The organism is Pseudomonas sp. HMSC065H01 (assembly GCF_001815235.1).
Taxonomy (GTDB): domain Bacteria; phylum Pseudomonadota; class Gammaproteobacteria; order Pseudomonadales; family Pseudomonadaceae; genus Pseudomonas; species Pseudomonas aeruginosa.
Window position 1 is genome coordinate 222,347 of the sequence record NZ_KV819855.1, and the last position, 19,680, is coordinate 242,026.

Below are 19,680 nucleotides of genomic sequence, written 5' to 3' on the forward strand. Positions count from 1 at the left end.
ACAAGAGCAAGCTGCCGAACTGGAAGAACCTCAACCCGGCCCTGCTCAAGGTGCTCGCCGGCAAGGACCCCGGCAACCGCTACGTGATGCCCTACATGTGGGGCACCAACGGCATCGCCTACAACCTCGACAAGGTCCGCGCGGTGCTCGGCGACGATGCGCCGCTGGACTCCTGGGACCTGGTGTTCAAGCCGGAGAACCTGGCGAAGCTGCAACAGTGCGGCGTGGCCTTCCTCGACTCGCCCACCGAGGTGATCCCCGAGGTGCTGCACTATCTCGGCCTGTCGCCCAACAGCCACCAGCCGGAAGACTACCGCCGAGCCGAGGAGCACCTGGCGAAGCTGCGCCCGTACATCACCTACTTCAGTTCCTCGCAGTTCGTCAGCGACCTGGCCAACGGCAACGTCTGCGTGGCCATCGCCTGGTCCGGCGGAGCGATGCAGGCGGCCAACCGGGCCAGGGAAGCGAAGAACGGCATGCGCATCGAGTACCGCATCCCGAAGGAGGGCGCCGCGGCCTGGTTCGACGTGCTGGCGATCCCGCGCGACGCGAAGAACGTCGAGCAGGCGCACGCCTTCCTCGACTACCTGCTGCGCCCGGAGGTGGTGGCGCCGATCTCCGACTACGTGGCCTACGCCAACCCGAACAAGGCGGCGGACGGCCTGATCTCGGCGGAGTTGCGCGACAACCCGAACGTCTACCCGCCGGAAGAAGTGCAGGCCAGGCTGTATTCGGTGGAGATGCTGCCGCCGAAGCTGGAGCGGCTGCGCACGCGGACCTGGAGCAGGATCAAGACCGGCAAGTGAGCGGCCGCGGCCAGATGGCGGGTTCGCAGGACGGATAGCGTTCCCCAGGCCAGGCCAGGCAAGCAGGCCGGAACCGCCGCCCACGGCCCGCTGGAGGTCGCTTCCAGGCTTCGACCGGGCGCGCCGGCTTGTCCATAATGGCGCTGCCCGACGGTCGCCGCTGGCGGCCGCTTCCTTCCATGCCTGCCTGTGAGTCCGCCATGCGTAAGTCCGCCGATGCCTTCGCCTTCCAGACCATGCTGTTGCTCTGCGTGATCTGGGGCATCCAGCAGGTGACCATCAAGTGGGCGGCGACGGACATCGCGCCGGTCATGCAGGCGGCCATCCGTTCCGGCATCGCCGCCGCCCTGGTCGGCCTGCTGATGTGCTGGCGCGGCGGCTGGGAGGGCTTGCGCCAGGGCACCCTGGGCGCCGGCCTGCTGACCGGCACGCTGTTCGCCCTGGAGTTCCTGTTCATCGCCCTCGGCCTGCAATACACCACGGCTTCGCACATGTCGGTGTTCCTCTATACCGCGCCGATCTTCTCTGCCCTCGGGCTGCACTTCCTGCTTCCCAGCGAACGCCTGCGGCCCTTGCAGTGGCTGGGCGTGGCGGTGTGCTTCGGCGGCATAGCGGTGGCCTTCGGCGGAGGCCTGTCGTGGGCGGAAATGGATGGGCGGATGCTGCTCGGCGACGCTTTCGGCCTGCTCGCCGGGATGTCCTGGGGCGCGACCACGGTGGCAGTGCGCGGCACCCGGCTGTCCGAGGCACCGCCAAGCCTGACGCTGTTCTACCAATTGTTCGTGGCATGCGCCGGGTTATTGCTGATCGCTCTTTTCAGCGGCCAGTTCGGCGAGGTCCGCTGGACCCCGGTGAGCACCGCCAGCGTGCTGTTCCAGGGCGTGGTGGTGTCGTTCGCCAGCTACTTCTGCTGGTTCTGGCTACTGCGTCGCTACCTGGCGAACAACCTGGCGATCTTCTCCTTCATGACCCCCCTGTTCGGCGTCACCTTCGGTGTATTGCTGCTGGGCGAGCCGCTCAGCCTGAACTTCGTCGCCGGCGCGGCGCTGGTCCTCGCCGGCATCACCCTGGTCAGCGGCGAGCAGTGGCTGCGACGCCTGCTGCGACGCTGAGCGAGTGCGGCCGGCGCAACAGCAGGCCGGCGAAGACCAGGCCGAGCCCGGCGAGCGCCAGCGCCGGTTGCAGGCCGCCGGCGAAATGCGTGCTGAGCGCCGCCAGCAGCGGGCCGAGCAACTGGCCGAGGGCGAAACCGGTGGTCAGTTGGCCGGCGTTGCGCTGCGGCGTATGCGGCGCCAGTTCGCGGGCGTATTGCATCACCAGTTGCATGCCGGCGAGGAACGGCAGGCCGGTCAGAACTACCCCCAGGGCCAGTCCGCCGATCCCCGGCAGCAGGCAGGCGAGCACGCCGAGGGCCTGTAGCCAGAGCGCGCCGACCAGCCAGCGGCGGGTGCCGTCCGGGCGCTGCCGGCGCAGGCTGATCAGCACTACCCCGGTGGCCGAGGCCAGGCCGAAGCAGGGCCAGAACAGGTCGGCCTGCCATTGCCCGTGGAAACGCGCCGCGGCCATCTGCGAGAGAAAGGTGGCCGGGATGATGTAGCCGAGGCCGACCAGTCCGTAGGCCCAGGTCAGGCGGCCGAGGCCGGCGTTTTCGCTTGCCGTGGCAGGCGCGTCGTGGCCGGCGCTGCGTGCGGCCGGGCGCGGCAGCAGCGGCAGGAGCATGAGGATCAGGACCAGCGCGAGGTCGGCGAAGAGCTTCCAGATGAACACCGAGTCCTGGCCCAGGGCGTTGCCCAATGCCGCCAGCAGGCCGGTGACCATCACCCCGATGCCGGGGCCGGCGAACACCAGCGCGCCCAGCCGGGCCCGACCGCTTTCCGCGGCGAGGCGCTGGCTGAGGGCGGTGACCATGATCAGTACCCAGGCGCTGGCCACGCCAAGACCGAAGCGCAGCAGCGCGTGCGGCCAGAAGCCCTCGGCCCAGACCGAGGCCAGGGTCAGGCCGAAGCAGGCCCATAGCCCGACCAGCAGGCGCAAGCGCGCCTGCCGCGCTTCGCGGGCGAACAGCGCGTCCAGCGCGCCGACCAGGTAGCCGAGGTAGTTGGCGGCGGCCAGCAGGCCGGCGCCGGTCAGGTCGAGCTGGCCTTCGCGGATCAGGTGCGGCAGTTGCGGGGTCAGGGAGAAGCGTCCGACCCCCATGGCGACCACCAGCGCCAGCAGGCAGGCGAGCAGGCCGACCAGCGGCGAACGAAGAAAATCACGGGACATGTGCGGATTCCTGCCGGGGGATGAATGGCAGCAGGTTAGGTCTTGCGGCAATTCTGTAAAAATGAATAATCGTGAATTACTTGTTCTGTTTTGGAGAATTAACCGTGGAGTTCGGCCAGTTGAGGATCTTCCAGGCGGTCGCCGAGGAAGGCTCCATCGCCCGCGCCGCCGAGCGCCTGCACCGGGTGCCGTCGAACCTGTCGACGCGCCTGCGGCAACTGGAGGAACAGCTTGGCGTCGACCTGTTCCTCCGCGAACGCCAGCGCCTGCAACTGTCGCCGGCCGGCAAGGTCCTGCTGGACTACGCCGCGCGGCTGTTCGCCCTGCAGGAGGAGGCGCGCGCGGCGGTGCAGGGGGGCGAACCGGTGGGCGACTTCGCCCTCGGCTCGATGTACAGCACCGCGGCGATCCACCTGCCGCCGCGCCTGGCGGAATACCACCGGCGCTATCCGGCGGTGAACCTGCAATTGCAGACCGCGCCCAGCGGCGAGCTGGTCGAGTCGCTGCTGGGCGGGCGCCTGGATGCCGTGCTGGTGGACGGCCCGCTGGACTTCGACGGTCTGGAGGGCCTGCCGATGTTCGAGGAGCGCATGGTGCTGGTCACCGAGAATGGCCACCCGCCGGTGCGCGGTCCCGAGGACGTGGCCGGCAGCGCGGTGATCGCCTTCCGCCCGCGCTGCTCCTATCGCCTGCTGCTGGAGTCCTGGTTCGCCAGCGCGCGGGTGAGCATGGGCCGGGTGATGGAGATCGAGTCCTACCACAGCATGCTGGCCTGCGTGGTGGCCGGCGGCGGGGTGGCGCTGATGCCGGTGTCGATGCTGCAAAGCCTGCCGGGGCGGGAGTCGGTGGCGGTGCATGCGCTGGCCGAACCGTTCGCCCGGGCGAATACCTGGCTGGTCTGGCGCAAGGGCATGGTCGGCGCCAACCTGAAGGCCTGGATCGGTCTCCTGCAAGGGCGGGAATCGGCGTTGGCTTGATTCAGGTCAGGGTCCGGGGCCGGTTTCCCGCAGTAAAGTTGTTTCCAAGGACGGAGTGGAACGTGCGGAGAGTGGGACGCCGGTCTACTCTTTCCTAGGGCGACCTGACTTGTCAGGTCGCCCGATTCTCCTTCCCTTGGACAAGGGGCCTGTCATGAAACTCTGGCTGCAAAACCTGGCGTGGCAACTCGGTGTCGCCCTTGGCCTGATCGAGCCCCCGCGCATGCAACCCATCCCGGTGGAAAACGACGAGCAACGCCGGCGCCTCGCCGCGCGGCAACGTCGCTGAGCCGGTTCCCCGACGCTCTGGCCTCCGCCTGCGGCGCTGGCCAGAGTCCCGGTTTTGGTCTATCGATCGTGGTTCCTGAACCAGGCGACGATCATTTCCCTCAAACGCTCCCCGGAAAAGCTCGCGAAATGCCCGCCATGCACGGTGCGCACCGGTAGCTCGCGCAGGCGCGCGAGGCTGGAGGCATAGTCGTCGAGGTTGGAATGATAGGCGTCCTCGACCAGCGGACCGTCGTAGACGATGTCGCCGGAAAACAGCGTCTGTGTCGCCGCTTCCCACAGGCTGATGCCGCCCGGCGAGTGCCCGGGCGTGTGCAGCACCTGCAGCACGCGGTCGCCGAGATCGAGCACGTCGCCTTCGTCGATCAGTCGGGTCGCCGGCGCTGCTCGCACCCGGTATTCGGCGTAGCACAGCGGGCACTCCGGATGCGCCTCGAACATCTCGTCGCCGACATAGGCGCGCGCCAGGGTGTTGTCGCCGTCCGGCGCGGCGAGGATCTCCGCCTCGGCCGGATGCGCCAGGCGCTCGGCGAATTCGTGGTGGCCGGCGATATGGTCGAAGTGGGTGTGGCTGGCCACCGCCAGCAGCGGTCGTTCGGTGAGCCAGGGCAGTTGCTCGCGCAGGCTGACCAGACCGGAGCCGCTGTCCACCAGCACGTCGCGCTCGCGGCCCTGGACATGCCACATGTTGCAGCGATAGAAGGGGCGCACGTAGGGCTCGTGGATCAGGCTGATACCGTTGTAGAAGTGCCGGGTTTCGAACCAGCGGTCGCGGCTGACGATTCTCATCGCGGTCTCTGTCGGTGGAAAGGCTATCCCAGGAGGATAGGCGTTCAGGGTATGACCTTGCCCGGGTTGAACAGCCCGCTGGGGTCGAGCAGTTCCTTGATCTGCGCCATCAGCGCGAGCTTCAGCGGATCGGCGTAGCGTCCCAGGGCTTCCTTCTTCTCCAGGCCGATGCCGTGCTCGGCGGAGATCACGCCAGCGCATTCGCCCAACTCGCCGTAGAGGATTTCCTCCACCGCCTGGTGCAGCGGCAGCAGCGGGACGTCGGCGGCGAGCATGACGTGCAGGTTGCCGTCGAGGAAATGGCCGAAGAGGAAGACCTGCATGCCCTTCACCAGGTCGTCCAGGCGCCGCCGGATGCGCTTGACGTAGCCGGCCAGGGCCGGCACCGGCAGCGATACGTCGAAGGACAGGCTGTCGACGCCGGCGTGGATGGCCGCGTCGGAGTCTTCGCGCAGGCGCCAGATGGCCAGGCGCTGGGTTTCGTTGGCGGCGAGCAGGGCGTCTTCCACCAGCCCGTCCTCGAAGCAGTCTTCCAGCAGGGCGGTGAGCGCCTCGCCGGCATCCAGGTGGCGGTCCTCGGCCAGCTCCACCAGCAGGTAGAGAGGGCAGGGCGCCAGGCTCGGCGCGCTGTCGCCCATGGGGGCGGCGGTGCATTGCAGGTAGTCGTGCCAGAGGATCTCGCAGGCGAACAGGCGTTCGGCGTGCTCGCGGCGCAGGCGCGCGGCGATGGCGATCGCCGCGTCGACGTCGGGCAGGCCGAGCAGGGCGGTGGCGCCGGGACGCTGCAACGGCTCCAGGCGCAGTACCGCACGGGTGACGATGCCGAGGGTGCCTTCGGCGCCGACGAACAACTGCTTGAGGTCGTAGCCGGTGGTGTTCTTCAGCAGCCCGCGCAGGTCGCTGTAGACGCTGCCGTCGGCGAGTACCGCTTCCAGGCCGAGCACGCGCTGGCGCATGGTGCCGAAGCGGAAGGCGCGGATGCCGCCGGCGTTGGTCGCGACCAGCCCGCCGATGCTGGCGCTGCCGCGCGCGGCGAGATCGATGCCGGGGTCGAGTCCGGCCTCGGCGGCCAGCGCCTGGGCCTGTTCGAGGGTGACGCCGGCGTCGAGGTCGAGGGTCTGGCTGGCCGCATCCAGCCGATGTATGCGGTTCAGCCTGCGCAGCGAGAGCAGCACGTCGCCGGCTTGCGCGGCGCCGCCGCCGACCAGGCCGGTGAGTCCGCCCTGGGGTACTAGGGCGCGTCCCGCCTGGCGGCACAGACGCACCACGGCGGCGACCTGGTCGGTGCTTTCCGGCAGGACCAGGAAGCTTCCGGCGAGGTTCTGCGGATGGTAGCCGGGGTCCTGCCCGGCGAGCGCGGCACTGTCGCGCACGCCACGGGCGCCGAGGATCTCGCAGAGGGAGCGGTAGAGTTCGGAATCGTCCATGGCGGGCTCCGGGTCAGGGATGGAAGGGCGCGGCTTGCAGCACCTCGACGATCAGCGGACGGTCCGCCGGGGCGCCGCGCAGCAGTTCGCGCAGGTGCTCGAGATCGCGCGCGCGTTCGGCGGCGCAGCCGAAGCCGCGGGCGATGGCGAGGAAGTCCGGGGTGTAGATATCGACCCCGAGCGGAGTGATCTCGCGCCGCTCCATGTAGCGCTTGATCTCGCCATAGCCGTGGTTGTTCCACAGCAGCACGACGATGCCGACCTTGGCTTCCACCGCGCTGGCCAGTTCCGGCAGGGTGAACTGCAGGCCGCCATCGCCCATCAGGCTGACCACCGGGCGTCCCGGCTCACCGAGCTTGGCGCCGATGGCGGCGGGCAGGCCATAGCCGAGGGTGCCGTAGCCGGTGGAGGCGTTGAACCAGCGGCGCGGCTCGTCGAGATCGACCAGGTGGTTGCCGCTGTAGACGGTCTGGGTCGAATCGCCGACGAAGCGGGCGTCCGGCCACTCGGCCAGGATCGCGGCGAATAGCTGGCGATAGTGCGACCAGCCGGCGAAGTCTTCGGCCAGGCGCTGGCGCACGGCGGCGGCGCGCCGGGCCCCGGGGCTGTCCGGCGAGGCCTCGCCGCCCGGCAGTTCGGCCAGCAGCACGCGCATGGCCAGCCGGGCGTCGCTGTGGATGGCCAGGCTCGGCGTGTAGTTGCGCATCAGTTGCTGCGGGTCGATGTCGATGCGGATCAACTCGCCATCGAGGGCGAAGCCGCCGTCGAACACCACGTCGTAGTCGGTTTCGCCCAGCTCGGTGCCGATGGCCAGCACCACGTCGGCCTCGGTGGCCAGCTCGCGTACCGGCACGCAGGACTGGTTGCTGCCCAGCAGCAGCGGGTGGTCGGCCGGTAGCAGGCCCTTGGCGTTGATCGTCAGGGCGGTCGGCGCGTCCAGCGCGGCGGCCAGGGCACGCGCTTCGGCGGCGGCCTCGACGCAGCCGCCGCCGAGCAGCAGCAATGGCTTCTTCGCGTTGCGCAGGCGCGCCGCGGCCTCGCGCAAGGGCGCGAGGGCCGGCGCCGGGCGGCTGGTGACGGTGCGTGGGCGCAGGGCCAGGTGTTCGGCGGGCGCGGTAATGACGTCGAGCGGCAGCTCGATGTGCACCGGCCGCGGCCGCTCGCTGTCGAACACGGCGAAGGCGCGGGCGAGCACCGCCGGCAGCTCCTCGGCGCTCATCAGGGTATGGCTGAAGGCGCAGACGTTGCCTACCAGGTTGCGCTGGTTCGGCAGCTCGTGCAGGTAGCCGTTGCCGTGGGCCAGGCGCGCGCGTTCGTTGACGCTGGAGATCACCAGCATCGGAATCGAGTCGGCGTAGGCCTGGGCCATGGCGGTGAGGATGTTGGTCATCCCCGGGCCGGTGATGATGAAGCACACGCCGGGCTTGCCGGTGACCCGTGCGTAGCCGTCCGCCATGAAGCCGGCGCCCTGCTCGTGGCGCGGGGTGACATGGCGGATACGGCTGCCGGGCAGGCCGCGATAGAGCTCTACGGTATGCACGCCGGGGATGCCGAAGACGGTCTCGACGCCCCAGGCTTCGAGTTGCTTGACGAGGAATTCGCCGCAGGTGGTCATGGCCGTTCCTTTTTCATGTTCTCGGGAATGGAAAAGGCGAGGGAAAGTCCCTCGCCTGTCGGGGTTGTGCCTGGTTCAGGCGGCGCTGGCGACACCCGTCGGGCGCCGCGAGAACAGGCTGACCAGGACGAAGCTGAGCAGGCCGACCGCCAGGCTGTAGTAGATCGGCGTATTCGCGTCGAGGCCATCCTTGATCATGAACACCAGCACGGTAAGGAAGCCCAGGGTCATGCTGGTGATGGCGCCGGCGGTGGTGGCGCGCTTCCAGTAGATCGCGCCGATCAGCGGGATCAGCATGCCGCCTACCAGCAGGTTGTAGGCCACGGTCAGGGCGCTGATCACGTCGCTGACCACCAGGGCGATGCCGAGCACTACCAGGCCCAGCAGCAGGGTCGCGATGCGGTTCTCGTGCACGTCGCCGTTGTCGGACTGGCCGCGGCCGCGGCGCAGGCGCGGCAGCAGGTCCTGGGTGACGGTGGTGGACGCCGCCAGCAGGCCGGCGCTGGCGGTGGACATCAGCGCCGCCAGGGCGGCGGCGATGACCAGGCCGCGGATGCCGTTCGGCAGGCTGTGCTCGACCACACTGGCGAAGGCGTTGTTGACGTTCTCCAGGTCCGGCAGCAGGACCTTGGCGGCCATCCCGATCAGCGCCCCGGCCATGCCGTAGAGCACGCAGTAGATACCGGCGGCGGAGCCGGCGACCTTGGCCACGGTCTCGCTGCGGGCGGTGAACACCCGCTGCCAGATGTCCTGGCCGATGAAGATGCCGAAGAAGTAGATCAGGAAGTAGGTGACGATGGTGTCCCAGCCGATCGCGGTGAAGTCGAAGTAGCTGGCCGGCAGCTTGGCTACCAGGGCGTCCCAGCCGCCGGCGTCGTTGATCGACAGCGGCATCAGCAGGAACACCAGGCCGACGGTCATGATCAGGAACTGCACGATGTCGGTCAGGGTCAGCGACCACATGCCGCCGATGGTGGAGTAGAGCACCACGACGCCGCCGCCGATCAGGATCGAGACCCAGAACGGCAGGCCGAACAGGACCTGCATGACGGTGCCGATGGCGATGGTCGAGGTGGCGCCGATCATCAGTGCGTAGACCAGCATGATCAGGGCGCTGGCGTGGCGCGCGGCGGGGTTGTAGCGACGCTCCAGGACCTGGGTGACGGTGTAGATCTTCAGCTTCAGCAGCGGCTTGGCCAGGAACAGGCTGAGGCCGACGATGCCGAGGCCGATCGCGCCGCACAGCCAGAAGCCGGAGATGCCATGGACGTAGCCCAGGCGCACGGTGCCGATGGTGGAGGCGCCGCCGAGGACGGTGGCGGCCATGGTTCCCAGGTAGAAGCCGGGGCCGAGGTTGCGGCCGGCCACCAGGTAGTCGTCGCGGGTCTTGGCGCGGCGCATGCCGTACCAGCCCAGCGCGATCATGCCCGCGGCGTAGATCAGAACGACGAATATGTCGAGGGCCATATCAGGTCTCCCAAGTTTCTCATTGTCATTGTTGTATCCGGCGAGGCGCCGGAAGCGCGGGACGCTGGCGTCCCGCCGTGTGTGTACCCCACCTCAGGCGGTGGCTATCGCCGGTGCCCTCCGCGTGCAGTGCGCGCGCACCCAGCGCGGTCCTCGCGGGCCATAGACGCAAGGCGGTTCCGGGAACAGGCGCAGCAGTGCCAGGTAGAGCAGGGCGGCCAGGCCGAGGGCGACCGGCAGGCTGAGGTCGATGCCGCCGGCCAGTTCGCCGAGCGGACCGACGAATTGCCCCGGCAGGTTGACGAAGGCCAGGCCGGCTGCCGCGCTGGGAATCCAGGCACCCATTCCGCGCCAGTTCCAGCCGTGCTCGAACCAGTAGGCGCCGCCGCGCTGGCCGCGGGTGAACACCTGCAGGTCGTCCGGGCGGTAGAAGCCGCGACGGGTCAGCAGGCCGATCAGCATGATCACCATCCACGGGGTGGTGCAGGTGACGATCAGCACGGCGAAGGTAGAGACGCTCTGCACCAGGTTGAAGGCGAAGCGGCCGACGAAGATGAAGCCGATCGAGGCGACCCCGATCAGCACCGTGGCCTGCACCCGCGAGAGCAGGCGCGGGAACACGCTGGACATGTCCAGCCCGGTGCCGTACAGCGAAGTGGTGCCGGTGGACATGCCGCCGATCACCGCGATCAGGCATACCGGCAGGAAGAACCAGCCGGGAGCGATGGCCAGCAGGCCGCCGACGTAGTTGTTGGCAGCGATGTAGTCCGGCGCGCGGACGGCGACGATGGTCGCGGTGGCGAGGCCGAACAGGAAGGGAACCAGGGTCGCCAGCTGCGCGCCGATCACCGCCAGCATGATCCGTGCCTGCGAGGTCTGGCGCGGGATGTAGCGGGCCCAGTCGCCCAGGAAGGCGCCGAAGGAGATCGGGTTGCTCATGGCCAGCAGGGTGGCGCCGATGAAGGCGGCCCAGAAGCCCGGCTGGCCGAGTTGCACGCTGCCGGCGTAGGCGGCGTCGAAGGGGCCGGCGAAGGCGAACAGGCCGAGCAGGAACAGCAGGCTGGCGGCCCACACGGCGATCCTGTTGACCAGCAGCATGAAGCGGAAGCCGTAGATGCATACGGTCAGCACCAGCACGGCGAACAGGCCGTAGGCCAGGCCCAGGTTCAGTTCGCTCTCTTCCAGGCCGACCAGGCGCCGGGCGCCGCCGACCAGGGCATCGCCGGAACTCCACACCGAGAGCGAGAAGAAGGCGATGGCGGTCAGCAGCGAGAGGAAGGAGCCGACGATGCGCCCGTGCACGCCGAAGTGCGCGCCGGAGGAGACCGCGTTGTTGGTGCCGTTGAGCGGGCCGAACAGGCCCATCGGGGCGAGGATCAGCGCGCCCAGCGTGACGCCCAGCAGGATCGCCCACAGCCCGGCCTGGAAGGACAGCCCGAAGAGCACCGGAAAGCTGCCGAGCACGGCGGTGGCGAAGGTATTGGCGCCGCCGAAGATCATGCGGAACAGATCGACCGGCGTGGCGTTGCGTTCGTGGTCGGGAATCTGTTCGACCCCGAAGGTTTCGATGCGTGTGATTGCGTGTTGGTTATTGTTGTTATCCATGACGTTCTCCCGGGAGAGCTAGCTAGTCGATGGCAGGTACTCCGGCATCGCCGACAAGTGCTCATGGCAGGCCAGCCAACGGCCTTCTTGTTGTTCTAGGCGGAACAGGATGGTTTCCCGTTCCCGGTTCAGGCTTTCCGTTCCCTGGAGGCGCAGCCGGGTGGCGACATCGTGGCTGAAGATCGCCAGGTCGCCTTGCAGGCTGACGCAGGTATTGCTGGATTCGCACGCCAGCACTTCGAAGCCGTCCTCGCGTCGCCAGCGCTCCCACAACTTGCGGTAGGCCGCGCGCGAGCGCAGCGGCTGAGGCCAGTTGTGGAAGATGAAGCTGGCGTCCTCGCTGAAGGCGGCGAAATAGGCCTCGGCATCGTTGCGGGCGAAGGCCGCCACCAGTCGGCGGGCGGCCTCCAGCACCTGTTCGACGCGGTCGTCGGTCATGGTCGCGCTACGGCTCAGCGACGCACCACGCCCGGGAGGACGCAGAGCATTTCATAGAGCAGGTTGGCGCCCAGCAACGAAGTGTTGCCGGTGGTGTCGTAGGGCGGCGAGACTTCGACCAGGTCGCAGCCGATCAGGTCCAGGCCCTGGCAGCCGCGGATGATTTCCATCGCCTGGATGGTGGTCAGGCCGCCGATTTCCGGGGTGCCGGTGCCGGGCGCCCAGGCCGGGTCGATGCCGTCGATGTCGAAGCTCAGGTAGACGGGGCCGCCGCCGACCTTCTCGCGGACCTCGGCCATCAGCGGCTCCAGCGACTTGTGCCAGCACTCCTCGGCCTGCACCACGCGGAAGCCCTGCTTGCGGCTCCAGTTGAAGTCCTCGGCGGTGTAGCCCTGGGCGCGCAGGCCGATCTGCACAACACGGTCGCAATCCAGCAGGTCTTCTTCCACCGCGCGGCGGAAGGTGGTGCCGTGGGCGATCTTCTCGCCGAACATGTGGTCGTTGACGTCGGCGTGGGCGTCGACGTGGACCAGGCCGACCTTGCCGTGCTTCTTCTTGATCGCGCGGAGGATCGGCAGGGTGATGGTGTGGTCGCCGCCGAGGGTCAGCGGGAGGATGCCGTGACCGAGGATGCGGTCGTATTCCTGCTCGATGATGCGCACGGCTTCCAGCAGGTTGAAGGTGTTGATCGCGACGTCGCCGATGTCCGCCACGTTCAGCGAGTCGAAGGGGGCGGCGCCGGTGGCCATGTTGTAGGGACGGATCATCACCGATTCGGCGCGGATCTCGCGGGGGCCGAAGCGGGTACCGGAGCGCAGGGAGGTGCCGATGTCGAGGGGCACGCCGACGAAGGCGGCATCAAGGGCGTCGAGTTCGGCGGGGGACTGGACATGGGGCAGGCGCATCATGGTGGCGATGCCGCCGAAGCGGGGCATTTCATTGCCGCCCAGGGGCTGGTGGAGATTCTTGTCCACGGGGTGGCCTCACGGTCGTTGTGGTTGTTTTAGGGGTCGGACGGATTCTCTTCACAGCCGGTAGCGAGTCAAATCGCTGGCTACAAATAATCAGTTCAGAGATTTCTAAACTAACGGCGAAGCGGCTAGACTTCGCCGCCGAGCCCGGACGGCGGCCTGCTGTCCGAAATCCTCGCCCGCAAACCGGAGTCGCCGTGTCCAACGCCTTGCCCGACCTGCGCCTGTTGCGCATCTTCGCCGCGGTGGTGCGCCACCAGGGCTTCGCCGCCGCCCAGCAGGAGTTGAACCTGTCGACCTCGGCGATCAGCACCTACATGAGCCAACTGGAGAACCAGCTCGGCATCGTGCTCTGCCACCGTGGCCGCGGTGGCTTCAGCCTGACCAGCAAGGGCGAGCTGTTCCACCAGGAAACCTTGCGCATCCTCGGCGAACTGGAAGGCTTCGAACGCTACGCGCTGGCGTTGAAGGGCGAGCTGCGCGGCACCCTGAACCTCGGCGTGCTCGATTCCACGGTGAGCGACCCGGCGCTGCCGCTGGCCGAGGTGATCGGCGCCTTCAGCCGCGAACACCCGGCGGTTCACCTGCACCTGCTGGTGCAGAGCCCCTACGAACTGCAACTGAGCGTGCTGGAGAACCGCCAGGACCTGGCTATCGGCGCCTTTTCCAGTCGCATGAACGGACTGGTCTACCAGCCGCTGTACCGCGAACAGCACTGGCTGTACTGCAGCGACCGGCATCCGCTGTTCGACGGGCGGAGAATTCCCGCCGATCTGATCACCCAGCAACGCATGGTCGGCCGCGGCTACTGGAGCCAGGCCGAGCTGGCCCGGCACGGATTCAAGCACAGCGCGGGAACGGTGGAGAGCATGGAGGCGCAACTGATCCTGATCCTTTCCGGCGGCTACATCGGTTACCTGCCGGAGCACTACGCCCACCCGTGGGTCGAGCAGGGGCGCCTGCGCGCCCTGCTGCCGGCGACCTTCGGCTACCAGGCGCCATTCTCCCTGATCCTCCGTCGCGGCCGCTCGCGCGAGCCGCTGATCCAGGCCTTCCGCGACCAGTTGCGGACGCAGATGAGCCTGGCCTGAGCCCTAGAGATCGGCGTTGAGGGTGCGCGAGAACTGCTGCACCGCTTCTACCACCTTGTGCGTGCTCTCGCGGATGCCAAGGATCGCCGCGCCGGCCTCGTTGGCCAGCTCCACGCCGCGCCGCGCCTGTTCCTGGCTGTGCTGCATGTCGTCGATGACGCTGCGGGTGCCGGTCTGGATGCGACCGATCATGTCGGCGATCTCCTTGGTCGACTTGCTGGTGCGTTCCGCCAGTTGCCGCACCTCGTCGGCCACCACGGCGAAGCCGCGACCCTGGTCGCCGGCGCGGGCGGCCTCGATGGCGGCATTGAGGGCGAGCAGGTTGGTCTGCTCGGCGATCTCGCGGATGGTGTTGACGATCGAGGTGATCTGTTGCGAGTGCTGTGACAGTTCGCCGATGTTCAGCGAGGAAGCATCCAGGGTATTCGCGATCTTGAGCATTTCCTCCACCGCGCTCTGGATGATCAGCGCGCCGTGTTCGGCGACCGTGCGGGTCTCGGTGGACAGGGTATGGGCCTGGTGGGCGTTGTCCGCCTCGGCCTGGTAGCGGCGCATGCGGTCGCTGACATCGCTGGCGAACTTGACCACCTTGTAGAGCTTGCCGTCGGCGTCGTAGACCGGGTTGTAGCTGGCTTCCAGCCAGACCGGCTGGCCGTTGCGGTGGACCCGGCGGAACTGCCCGGTGACGTACTCGCCGCGGTTCAGGCGGCGCCAGAGGTCGGCGTACTGCGGGCCGTCGCGGTAGCCCGGTTCGCAGAACTGACGGTGGTTGGCGCTGGCCAGCTCGGCTCGGCCATAGCCCATGGTGGCGAGGAAGTTGTCGTTGGCCGCGAGGACATTGCCGTCGAGGTCGAACTCGATCATCGCCATCGAGCGGGACAGGGCATCCAGCTTGCTCTGCATCTCGTGTTCCTGGTGGACGATGGCATCGATGTCGCTGGCGTACTTGACCACCTTGAGCAGTCGACCCTGCCCGTCGCGTACGGGGTTGTAGGTGGCTTCCAGCCAGAGTGGCCGGCCCTCGCGGGTAATGCGCTTGCAGCGGCCGGAAAAGTGTTCGCCGCGCCGCAGGCGTTCCCAGAAGCGCCGGTAGTCTTCCGATTGCGCGTAGGCGCCGTCGCAAAGCTGGCGATGCGGTTTGCCGAGGATCTCGTCGCGGCGGTAGCCCAGCAGGGTCAGGAAATTCTCATTGGCATCGGTGATATTGCCGTCCGGATCGAACTCCACGCGCGCCATGGAGCGGTCCAGGGCCGCCATGTGCAGGCGCTCGGCGGCGAGTTGCTGTTGCAAGTCGGCGTTCATCTGTCGGTACTTGCGAGTGAACATGAGAAAAATCCTTGGATAGAGAGAGGGGCTCATCCCTGTCTTCGGCGCCGATGGGCGGGAGTTGAGAGGGTGGGACGATTGTATTTTTTCATCGAACGACAAAAATTCGTCGTTATTCTTAATGGGTGAAACAAATTACCGCCATTCGTCGGAAATATGACGTTTTTGCGAGCGAGAGAATGCCTCTCCGCCTGTGGCACACTGGGCCCCTTCCAGGAGTCGTCCCATGTCACGTATCCGCTGCGAGCGTTGCGCTCGCCCCGCCAGCCACTGCCTCTGCGCATTGATTCCCTCCTTGCCGTCGCGTACGCGGGTGCTGGTCCTGCAGCACCCCAGCGAGGTCGGGCACGCGCTGAATACCGCAGGGTTGGCCGTGCTCGGCTTGCGCAATGCGGAATTGCGGGTCGGCGAGCGTTTCGCCGAGGAGACCTGGCGAGTGCCGGGCTACCGGGCCTGCCTGCTGTTTCCCGGCGAGCAGGCGCGAGCGCTGGCGGCGATGGCCGCCGAGGCCGCCGGCGAGCCCCTCCTGCTGGTGGTGCCGGACGGCACCTGGCGCAAGGCGCGCAAGCTGCTGCACCTGAACCCGGCCCTGGCGGCCCTGCCGCGGGTGAGCCTGGCCGAAGGCATGGCGTCGCGTTATCGCCTGCGCAAGGCGCCGGGAGAGGGCGCGCTGTCGACCATCGAGGCAATCGCCGCGGCGCTCGACGAACTGGAGGCGCCGCGTACCCACGAAGCCCTGCTGAAGCCATTCGATGCCCTGATCGAGGGGCAGATCGCGGCGATGGGTGAGGATACCTACCGGCGCAACCATCTCAACCAGGAGCGCCGCCGCCGATAGCGGTCGAGCAGTTCCGGGATCGCCGTTTCGCGCCAGAACTCCGGGCTGACCATGCCGCTGGACATGCCGCCGTGGGCGTGGCGCGCGAGGTAGATCAGGGCATCGTATTCCAGCGGATGGCCGCTGAGGCGCTCGAAGGTCTCGCCGAGCAGGCGTTCCAGGGCCGCGGCGGAGGCCGGCCAGGGCGCGTCCGCCAGTTGCCCGGCCATTTCCTGCCAGAGGTAGGGGTCGCCACGGCCGCCCCAGCGCGAGGGTTCCCGTTCGAAGAGTTCGGCGATGCGCAGTCTGGCCATGTCGGTCGGTCGTGTCTGTCGAAAGCGAAAAGTATGCCCGATTGGCGGGACCGCATGGGCGGAGTAGACTGCCGCGGTCTTTCCTTCCTTACGAGGTGTTCGTCCGATGCGCACTTGATGCTGCCGTGTCCGCACGGCCGGTTTTCCGTCCCTGGCCCGAGGGCCCGGGGGAATGCATGGCATCAAGGGGGTATCCATGACGAATACGTCGACCCTGGCGCTCGATGGCGTCTCTTTCCAGCTGCCGGACGGCAGCCTTCTGTTTTCCGATCTCGACGAAACCTTCGACACCCGGCACACCGGGCTGGTGGGACGCAACGGCGTCGGCAAGTCGCTGCTCGCGCGCCTGCTCGCCGGACACTTGCAGCCGTCCAGCGGCAGCGTCCGGCGCCAGGGGCGCGTGCGCTACCTGGCGCAGCAGCTCGATCCGGCCGAGTATCCGACCGTCGCCGATCTGGCCGGCGTCCGCCCATGGCTGGAGGCGCTGGCGCGGATCGAGGCGGGTAGCCTCGACGCCGCCGACTACGAATGCCTGGGCGAGCGCTGGGACATCCGCCAACGCCTGGCCGACGCCCTGGCCGCCGAGGGGCTCGGCCATCTCCGCGCGGACACCCCGAGCGAACGCCTGAGCGGCGGCGAATGCATGCGCGTAGCGCTGCTCGGCGCATTCCTCGACGACGCCGACTTTCTCATCCTCGACGAACCGAGCAACCCTCTCGACGGGCCGGCACGCGCTTTGCTGCGGGCGCGCCTGGCGGCATGGGACGGCGGCCTGCTGCTGGTCAGCCATGACCGCGAACTGCTGGAGGGCATGCAGCGGATCGTCGAGCTGTCGACCCTCGGCCTGCGCAGCTATGGCGGCGGCTATTCCTTCTACGCGCAGAGCCGGGAGGAGGCGCGCGAGGCCGCCGAACGTCGCCTGGACCAGCGTCGTCTGGAGCGCAAGCGGCAGACCCTGGCCATGCGCGAACAGCAGCAGCGCCAGGAGCGGCGCCAGGCCAGCGGCCGGCGCGAAGGCAAGACGGCGAACCAGGCGAAGATCCTGCTCGGTGGGTTCAGGGAACGTAGCGAGGTCAGCGCCGGCAAGCTGCGCAACGCCCACCAGGCGGAGCGCGAGCGTCTCGACCGCGAGGTGCGCGAGGCTGCCCGGGAGGTCGAGGAGGCGTCGCCGCTGCTGCTCGATTCGCCCGATGCCGAACTGGCGGCACAGCGCCGGATCGTCGAGTTGAAGGGCGCGGTCCTGCCGCATCTGTGCGGGCCGTTGCGCGAAATCGACCTGCTCCTGAGCGGTCCGCGACGGCTGGCGCTGGTCGGCCCGAACGGCAGCGGCAAGTCGACCCTGCTGCGGCTTCTGGCCGGGCAACGGGCGCCGCTGGCGGGAACCTGCGCGGTGACGGTGGGCGCCGCCTATCTCGACCAGCGGCTGAGCGTGCTGGACCACGGGCGAGGCGTGCTGGAGCAGTTGCTGGAGGTCAATCGCAGTCGCGGCGAAAGCTGGCTGCGCACGCGCCTGGCGCAACTCGGCTTGCCGGCTGAACGGCTCGCCCAGCCGTGCGCGACGCTGAGCGGCGGCGAACGCCTGAAGGCGGCCCTGGCCCTGGTGCTCTACGCCGACCGGCCGGCGCAGCTGCTACTGCTCGACGAACCGGACAACCACCTCGACCTGGCTGCGCGGCAGGCCCTGGAAAGCATGCTCGGGCAGTACCGTGGGGCCTTGCTGGTGGTGTCCCACGACCCGGTGTTTCTCCGCCACCTGGCGCTGGACGGCGAACTGCGGGCTACTGCCGCGGGTTGGCGCCTGGAGGACCGATGAGCTGGCCATCCGCCGCGACCTGCAGGAGGCTGACTCCGCCGTGGCTGAAACCGATGGCGAGGAGTTTGTCGCTGACTGCCAGGCACAGCGGTATGGCGTCTGCCGTGCGGTAGCGCCAGCGACATTCGCCGCTGGCGAGGTCGCGTACCTCGACCTGACCATCGACCAGCGCCAGTGCGATCCATTGTCCGCCGGGCAACGGCGCGAAGGCGCTGACCTGGGCGGACAGGGTCGCGCCCCAGAGCGTGCCGCGGCTCTCCAGGTCGTAGCAGGTCAGGCGCTGGGTACCGTAGGCGTGATGCGGCGAGTTGTAGACCTTGGCGTTGAGCAGCAGGCGATTGCCCAGCAGGCAGCCGTGCAGGTTGTTGAAGTGCTCCGGGTGGCGCTCCAGGCGTAGCACTTCGCAGGTCTTGAAGGTCTGCGGGTCGAGGCGGAACAGGCCCTTGTCCTGGTGCTGCTCCGGCGGATTGCCGGCCAGGTAGAAGAAGGCTTCGCCACGGTCGATGCGCAGATGATGGTTGAACAGGTCGTAGTGTCCGAGACGGCGCCTGTGGATGATCCGGCCGGCCGGGTCGAGCACGAGGTCTTCCAGGTCTTTGCCCTCGAGGGCGATCTGGCGGGCGAGAAAACCGCCTTGGGCGGATTGCGCCAGCAGATGGCGGCAGTCGCTCAGGAGCAGCGGTTGTCCCGGTGTCAGCGGCACCTTGAACAGTCGCTGGGCGGCATACCCGAGTTGCAGATTGACCAGCAGGCTGTCGTCCGTGGCGTTATGGAAGACCTGCAGGCACTGGCCCCGTTCGGCCAGTTCGAAGCTGCGCAGGCTGTCGTCGGCCAGATTCCAGAGCTCGAGCCGGGGGTTGGCGCGGGCGATGGCCAGGCGTTGTCCGTCGAGAAAGCACAGGTCCCACACCGGTGGACGATGCAGGAACCGCCGATCTTTGCCCAGGGCGAGGTTTTCCAGGATCGGCAGCGCTGCTTCGCGTTGTGTCGAGGCAGGGTAGAGGGCCCAGTCGAAGGGCAGGCGGGTGCCGGGCAGGTCGTCCAGCACCAGTGGGGCGTCGACCGGAAAGGCTAGCGAATGGCGCTGGCGGAACAACGGTCGGTCCTCCAGGTCGTCGCTGGGGGCGACGGTGAAGGTCAGGCGCCGGCCGTCGTCCTCGAAGTCGCAGGCGAGCACTTCGCGGTTGTCGGCGAGCAGCGATTGGGTCTTGCCGCTCGCGTAGTCCCAGGCCAGCAGACCGCCTTCGAAGAAGGCGCCGCCGTCGTAGCGTCCGCCGCCGATCACCAGTACGGGCCGGCTCGGGTGCCAGGCGATGGCGTTGAGCGGAAAGCCCAGGTCCGGCAGGACGGCGATGCATTCGAGGTCGCCGCCGCGGTACAGGCGCAGGCTCTGTTCGTAGACGTCGAGCTGTCGGCCCGGGTGTTGCCCATGAAAGGCGCTGGCCACCGCGAGGAGCGCGCCGCCGGGAGCCTGGAACACGGCGCAGGGCTCGCCGATGTCGGCGAAGGCGCAAGCGGGCAGCCTGCGGCCGGAAGGAAGCGGGGAGTTGGGCATGGGCGATACCGGGAAAGAGAGTCGGGCGCAGTGTCGTTCATTCGTCGTTTCGGGAAAAGCATGGGAAGAGCGGCTGTTCCGACCAGTCGTTTTCTTCTAGGATGGCGCTCCCTTCC

The 19,680-nt window shown here is 68.2% G+C and carries 18 protein-coding genes; 7 read left to right on the forward strand and 11 right to left on the reverse strand.

All coding sequences use genetic code 11. The annotated features are described in order from the left end of the window. A partial coding sequence (locus tag HMPREF3014_RS06675) for an extracellular solute-binding protein (RefSeq protein WP_070734533.1) occupies positions 1 to 806 on the forward strand: 806 nt, incomplete at its 5' end. A 200-nt stretch (positions 807 to 1,006) separates the two neighbouring features. Then, positions 1,007 to 1,918: a DMT family transporter gene (locus HMPREF3014_RS06680; protein ID WP_003082945.1), complete on the forward strand. Its 912-nt coding sequence runs from the start codon at positions 1,007 to 1,009 to the stop codon at positions 1,916 to 1,918. Here HMPREF3014_RS06680 and HMPREF3014_RS06685 read toward each other — a convergent pair. Next, entirely contained in the window at positions 1,878 to 3,071 is a 1,194-nt protein-coding gene (locus tag HMPREF3014_RS06685; protein ID WP_003105421.1) for an MFS transporter, read from the reverse strand. The two genes, HMPREF3014_RS06680 and HMPREF3014_RS06685, sit on opposite strands and share 41 nt — an antisense overlap. Positions 3,072 to 3,175: 104 nt before the next feature. Here HMPREF3014_RS06685 and HMPREF3014_RS06690 point away from each other — a divergent pair, with 104 nt between their 5' ends. Both HMPREF3014_RS06690 and HMPREF3014_RS35035 read left to right on the forward strand, forming a co-directional pair. Next, positions 3,176 to 4,048: a putrescine utilization regulator PtrR gene (locus HMPREF3014_RS06690; RefSeq protein ID WP_003082949.1), complete on the forward strand. Its 873-nt coding sequence runs from the start codon at positions 3,176 to 3,178 to the stop codon at positions 4,046 to 4,048. A 154-nt stretch (positions 4,049 to 4,202) separates the two neighbouring features. Then, positions 4,203 to 4,337 carry a PA1414 family protein gene (locus tag HMPREF3014_RS35035; protein WP_003087006.1) on the forward strand — a complete coding sequence of 45 codons (135 nt, stop codon included), beginning with the start codon at positions 4,203 to 4,205 and terminating at the stop codon, positions 4,335 to 4,337. Between the two features lie 59 nt (positions 4,338 to 4,396). On the opposite strand, the gene HMPREF3014_RS06695 is transcribed toward HMPREF3014_RS35035, so the two are convergent. From HMPREF3014_RS06695 to speB, 7 genes are all read right to left on the reverse strand, one after another. Then, entirely contained in the window at positions 4,397 to 5,125 is a 729-nt protein-coding gene (locus HMPREF3014_RS06695) for an MBL fold metallo-hydrolase (protein ID WP_003118669.1), read from the reverse strand. 44 nt (positions 5,126 to 5,169) lie between these two features. Further along, on the reverse strand, positions 5,170 to 6,552 hold the full coding sequence (locus HMPREF3014_RS06700; RefSeq protein ID WP_023087623.1) for an FAD-binding oxidoreductase: 1,383 nt from the start codon (positions 6,550 to 6,552) through the stop codon (positions 5,170 to 5,172). 13 nt (positions 6,553 to 6,565) lie between these two features. Then, positions 6,566 to 8,167 (reverse strand): 5-guanidino-2-oxopentanoate decarboxylase, encoded by a 1,602-nt coding sequence (locus HMPREF3014_RS06705; RefSeq protein ID WP_003112428.1) that lies wholly within the window; start codon positions 8,165 to 8,167, stop codon positions 6,566 to 6,568. A gap of 75 nt (positions 8,168 to 8,242) precedes the next feature. Next, positions 8,243 to 9,634 (reverse strand): sodium:solute symporter family protein, encoded by a 1,392-nt coding sequence (locus tag HMPREF3014_RS06710; RefSeq protein ID WP_003100479.1) that lies wholly within the window; start codon positions 9,632 to 9,634, stop codon positions 8,243 to 8,245. Between the two features lie 93 nt (positions 9,635 to 9,727). Further along, entirely contained in the window at positions 9,728 to 11,239 is a 1,512-nt protein-coding gene (locus HMPREF3014_RS06715; protein WP_023087622.1) for a purine-cytosine permease family protein, read from the reverse strand. An 18-nt stretch (positions 11,240 to 11,257) separates the two neighbouring features. Next, positions 11,258 to 11,677 (reverse strand): YybH family protein, encoded by a 420-nt coding sequence (locus tag HMPREF3014_RS06720; RefSeq protein ID WP_003112430.1) that lies wholly within the window; start codon positions 11,675 to 11,677, stop codon positions 11,258 to 11,260. 14 nt (positions 11,678 to 11,691) lie between these two features. Beyond that, a complete protein-coding gene (speB, locus tag HMPREF3014_RS06725; RefSeq protein WP_003082966.1) occupies positions 11,692 to 12,651 on the reverse strand; it encodes an agmatinase in 960 nt (319 codons plus the stop codon). A gap of 194 nt (positions 12,652 to 12,845) precedes the next feature. On the opposite strand from speB, the gene HMPREF3014_RS06730 reads away from it, so the two are divergent. Beyond that, on the forward strand, positions 12,846 to 13,739 hold the full coding sequence (locus tag HMPREF3014_RS06730; protein WP_003082969.1) for a LysR family transcriptional regulator: 894 nt from the start codon (positions 12,846 to 12,848) through the stop codon (positions 13,737 to 13,739). A gap of 3 nt (positions 13,740 to 13,742) precedes the next feature. Here HMPREF3014_RS06730 and bdlA read toward each other — a convergent pair whose 3' ends face one another. Further along, positions 13,743 to 14,996 (reverse strand): biofilm dispersion protein BdlA, encoded by a 1,254-nt coding sequence (bdlA, locus tag HMPREF3014_RS06735; RefSeq protein ID WP_003082971.1) that lies wholly within the window; start codon positions 14,994 to 14,996, stop codon positions 13,743 to 13,745. A 295-nt stretch (positions 14,997 to 15,291) separates the two neighbouring features. Between bdlA and HMPREF3014_RS06740 the strand changes: the two genes are divergently transcribed. Further along, a complete protein-coding gene (locus HMPREF3014_RS06740) occupies positions 15,292 to 15,903 on the forward strand; it encodes a tRNA-uridine aminocarboxypropyltransferase (RefSeq protein WP_019484685.1) in 612 nt (203 codons plus the stop codon). On the opposite strand, the gene HMPREF3014_RS06745 is transcribed toward HMPREF3014_RS06740, so the two are convergent. Further along, positions 15,861 to 16,196 (reverse strand): hypothetical protein, encoded by a 336-nt coding sequence (locus HMPREF3014_RS06745; protein ID WP_003087031.1) that lies wholly within the window; start codon positions 16,194 to 16,196, stop codon positions 15,861 to 15,863. The genes HMPREF3014_RS06740 and HMPREF3014_RS06745 overlap by 43 nt on opposite strands. Before the next feature lie 196 nt (positions 16,197 to 16,392). On the opposite strand from HMPREF3014_RS06745, the gene HMPREF3014_RS06750 reads away from it, so the two are divergent. Next, positions 16,393 to 18,009, forward strand: a complete 1,617-nt coding sequence (locus tag HMPREF3014_RS06750; RefSeq protein ID WP_073647862.1) for an ATP-binding cassette domain-containing protein — start codon at positions 16,393 to 16,395, stop codon at positions 18,007 to 18,009. Here the strand turns inward: HMPREF3014_RS06750 and HMPREF3014_RS06755 are convergent. Further along, positions 17,975 to 19,564 carry a hypothetical protein gene (locus HMPREF3014_RS06755; RefSeq protein ID WP_023087620.1) on the reverse strand — a complete coding sequence of 530 codons (1,590 nt, stop codon included), beginning with the start codon at positions 19,562 to 19,564 and terminating at the stop codon, positions 17,975 to 17,977. The genes HMPREF3014_RS06750 and HMPREF3014_RS06755 overlap by 35 nt on opposite strands. Between the last annotated feature and the right edge of the window lie 116 nt (positions 19,565 to 19,680).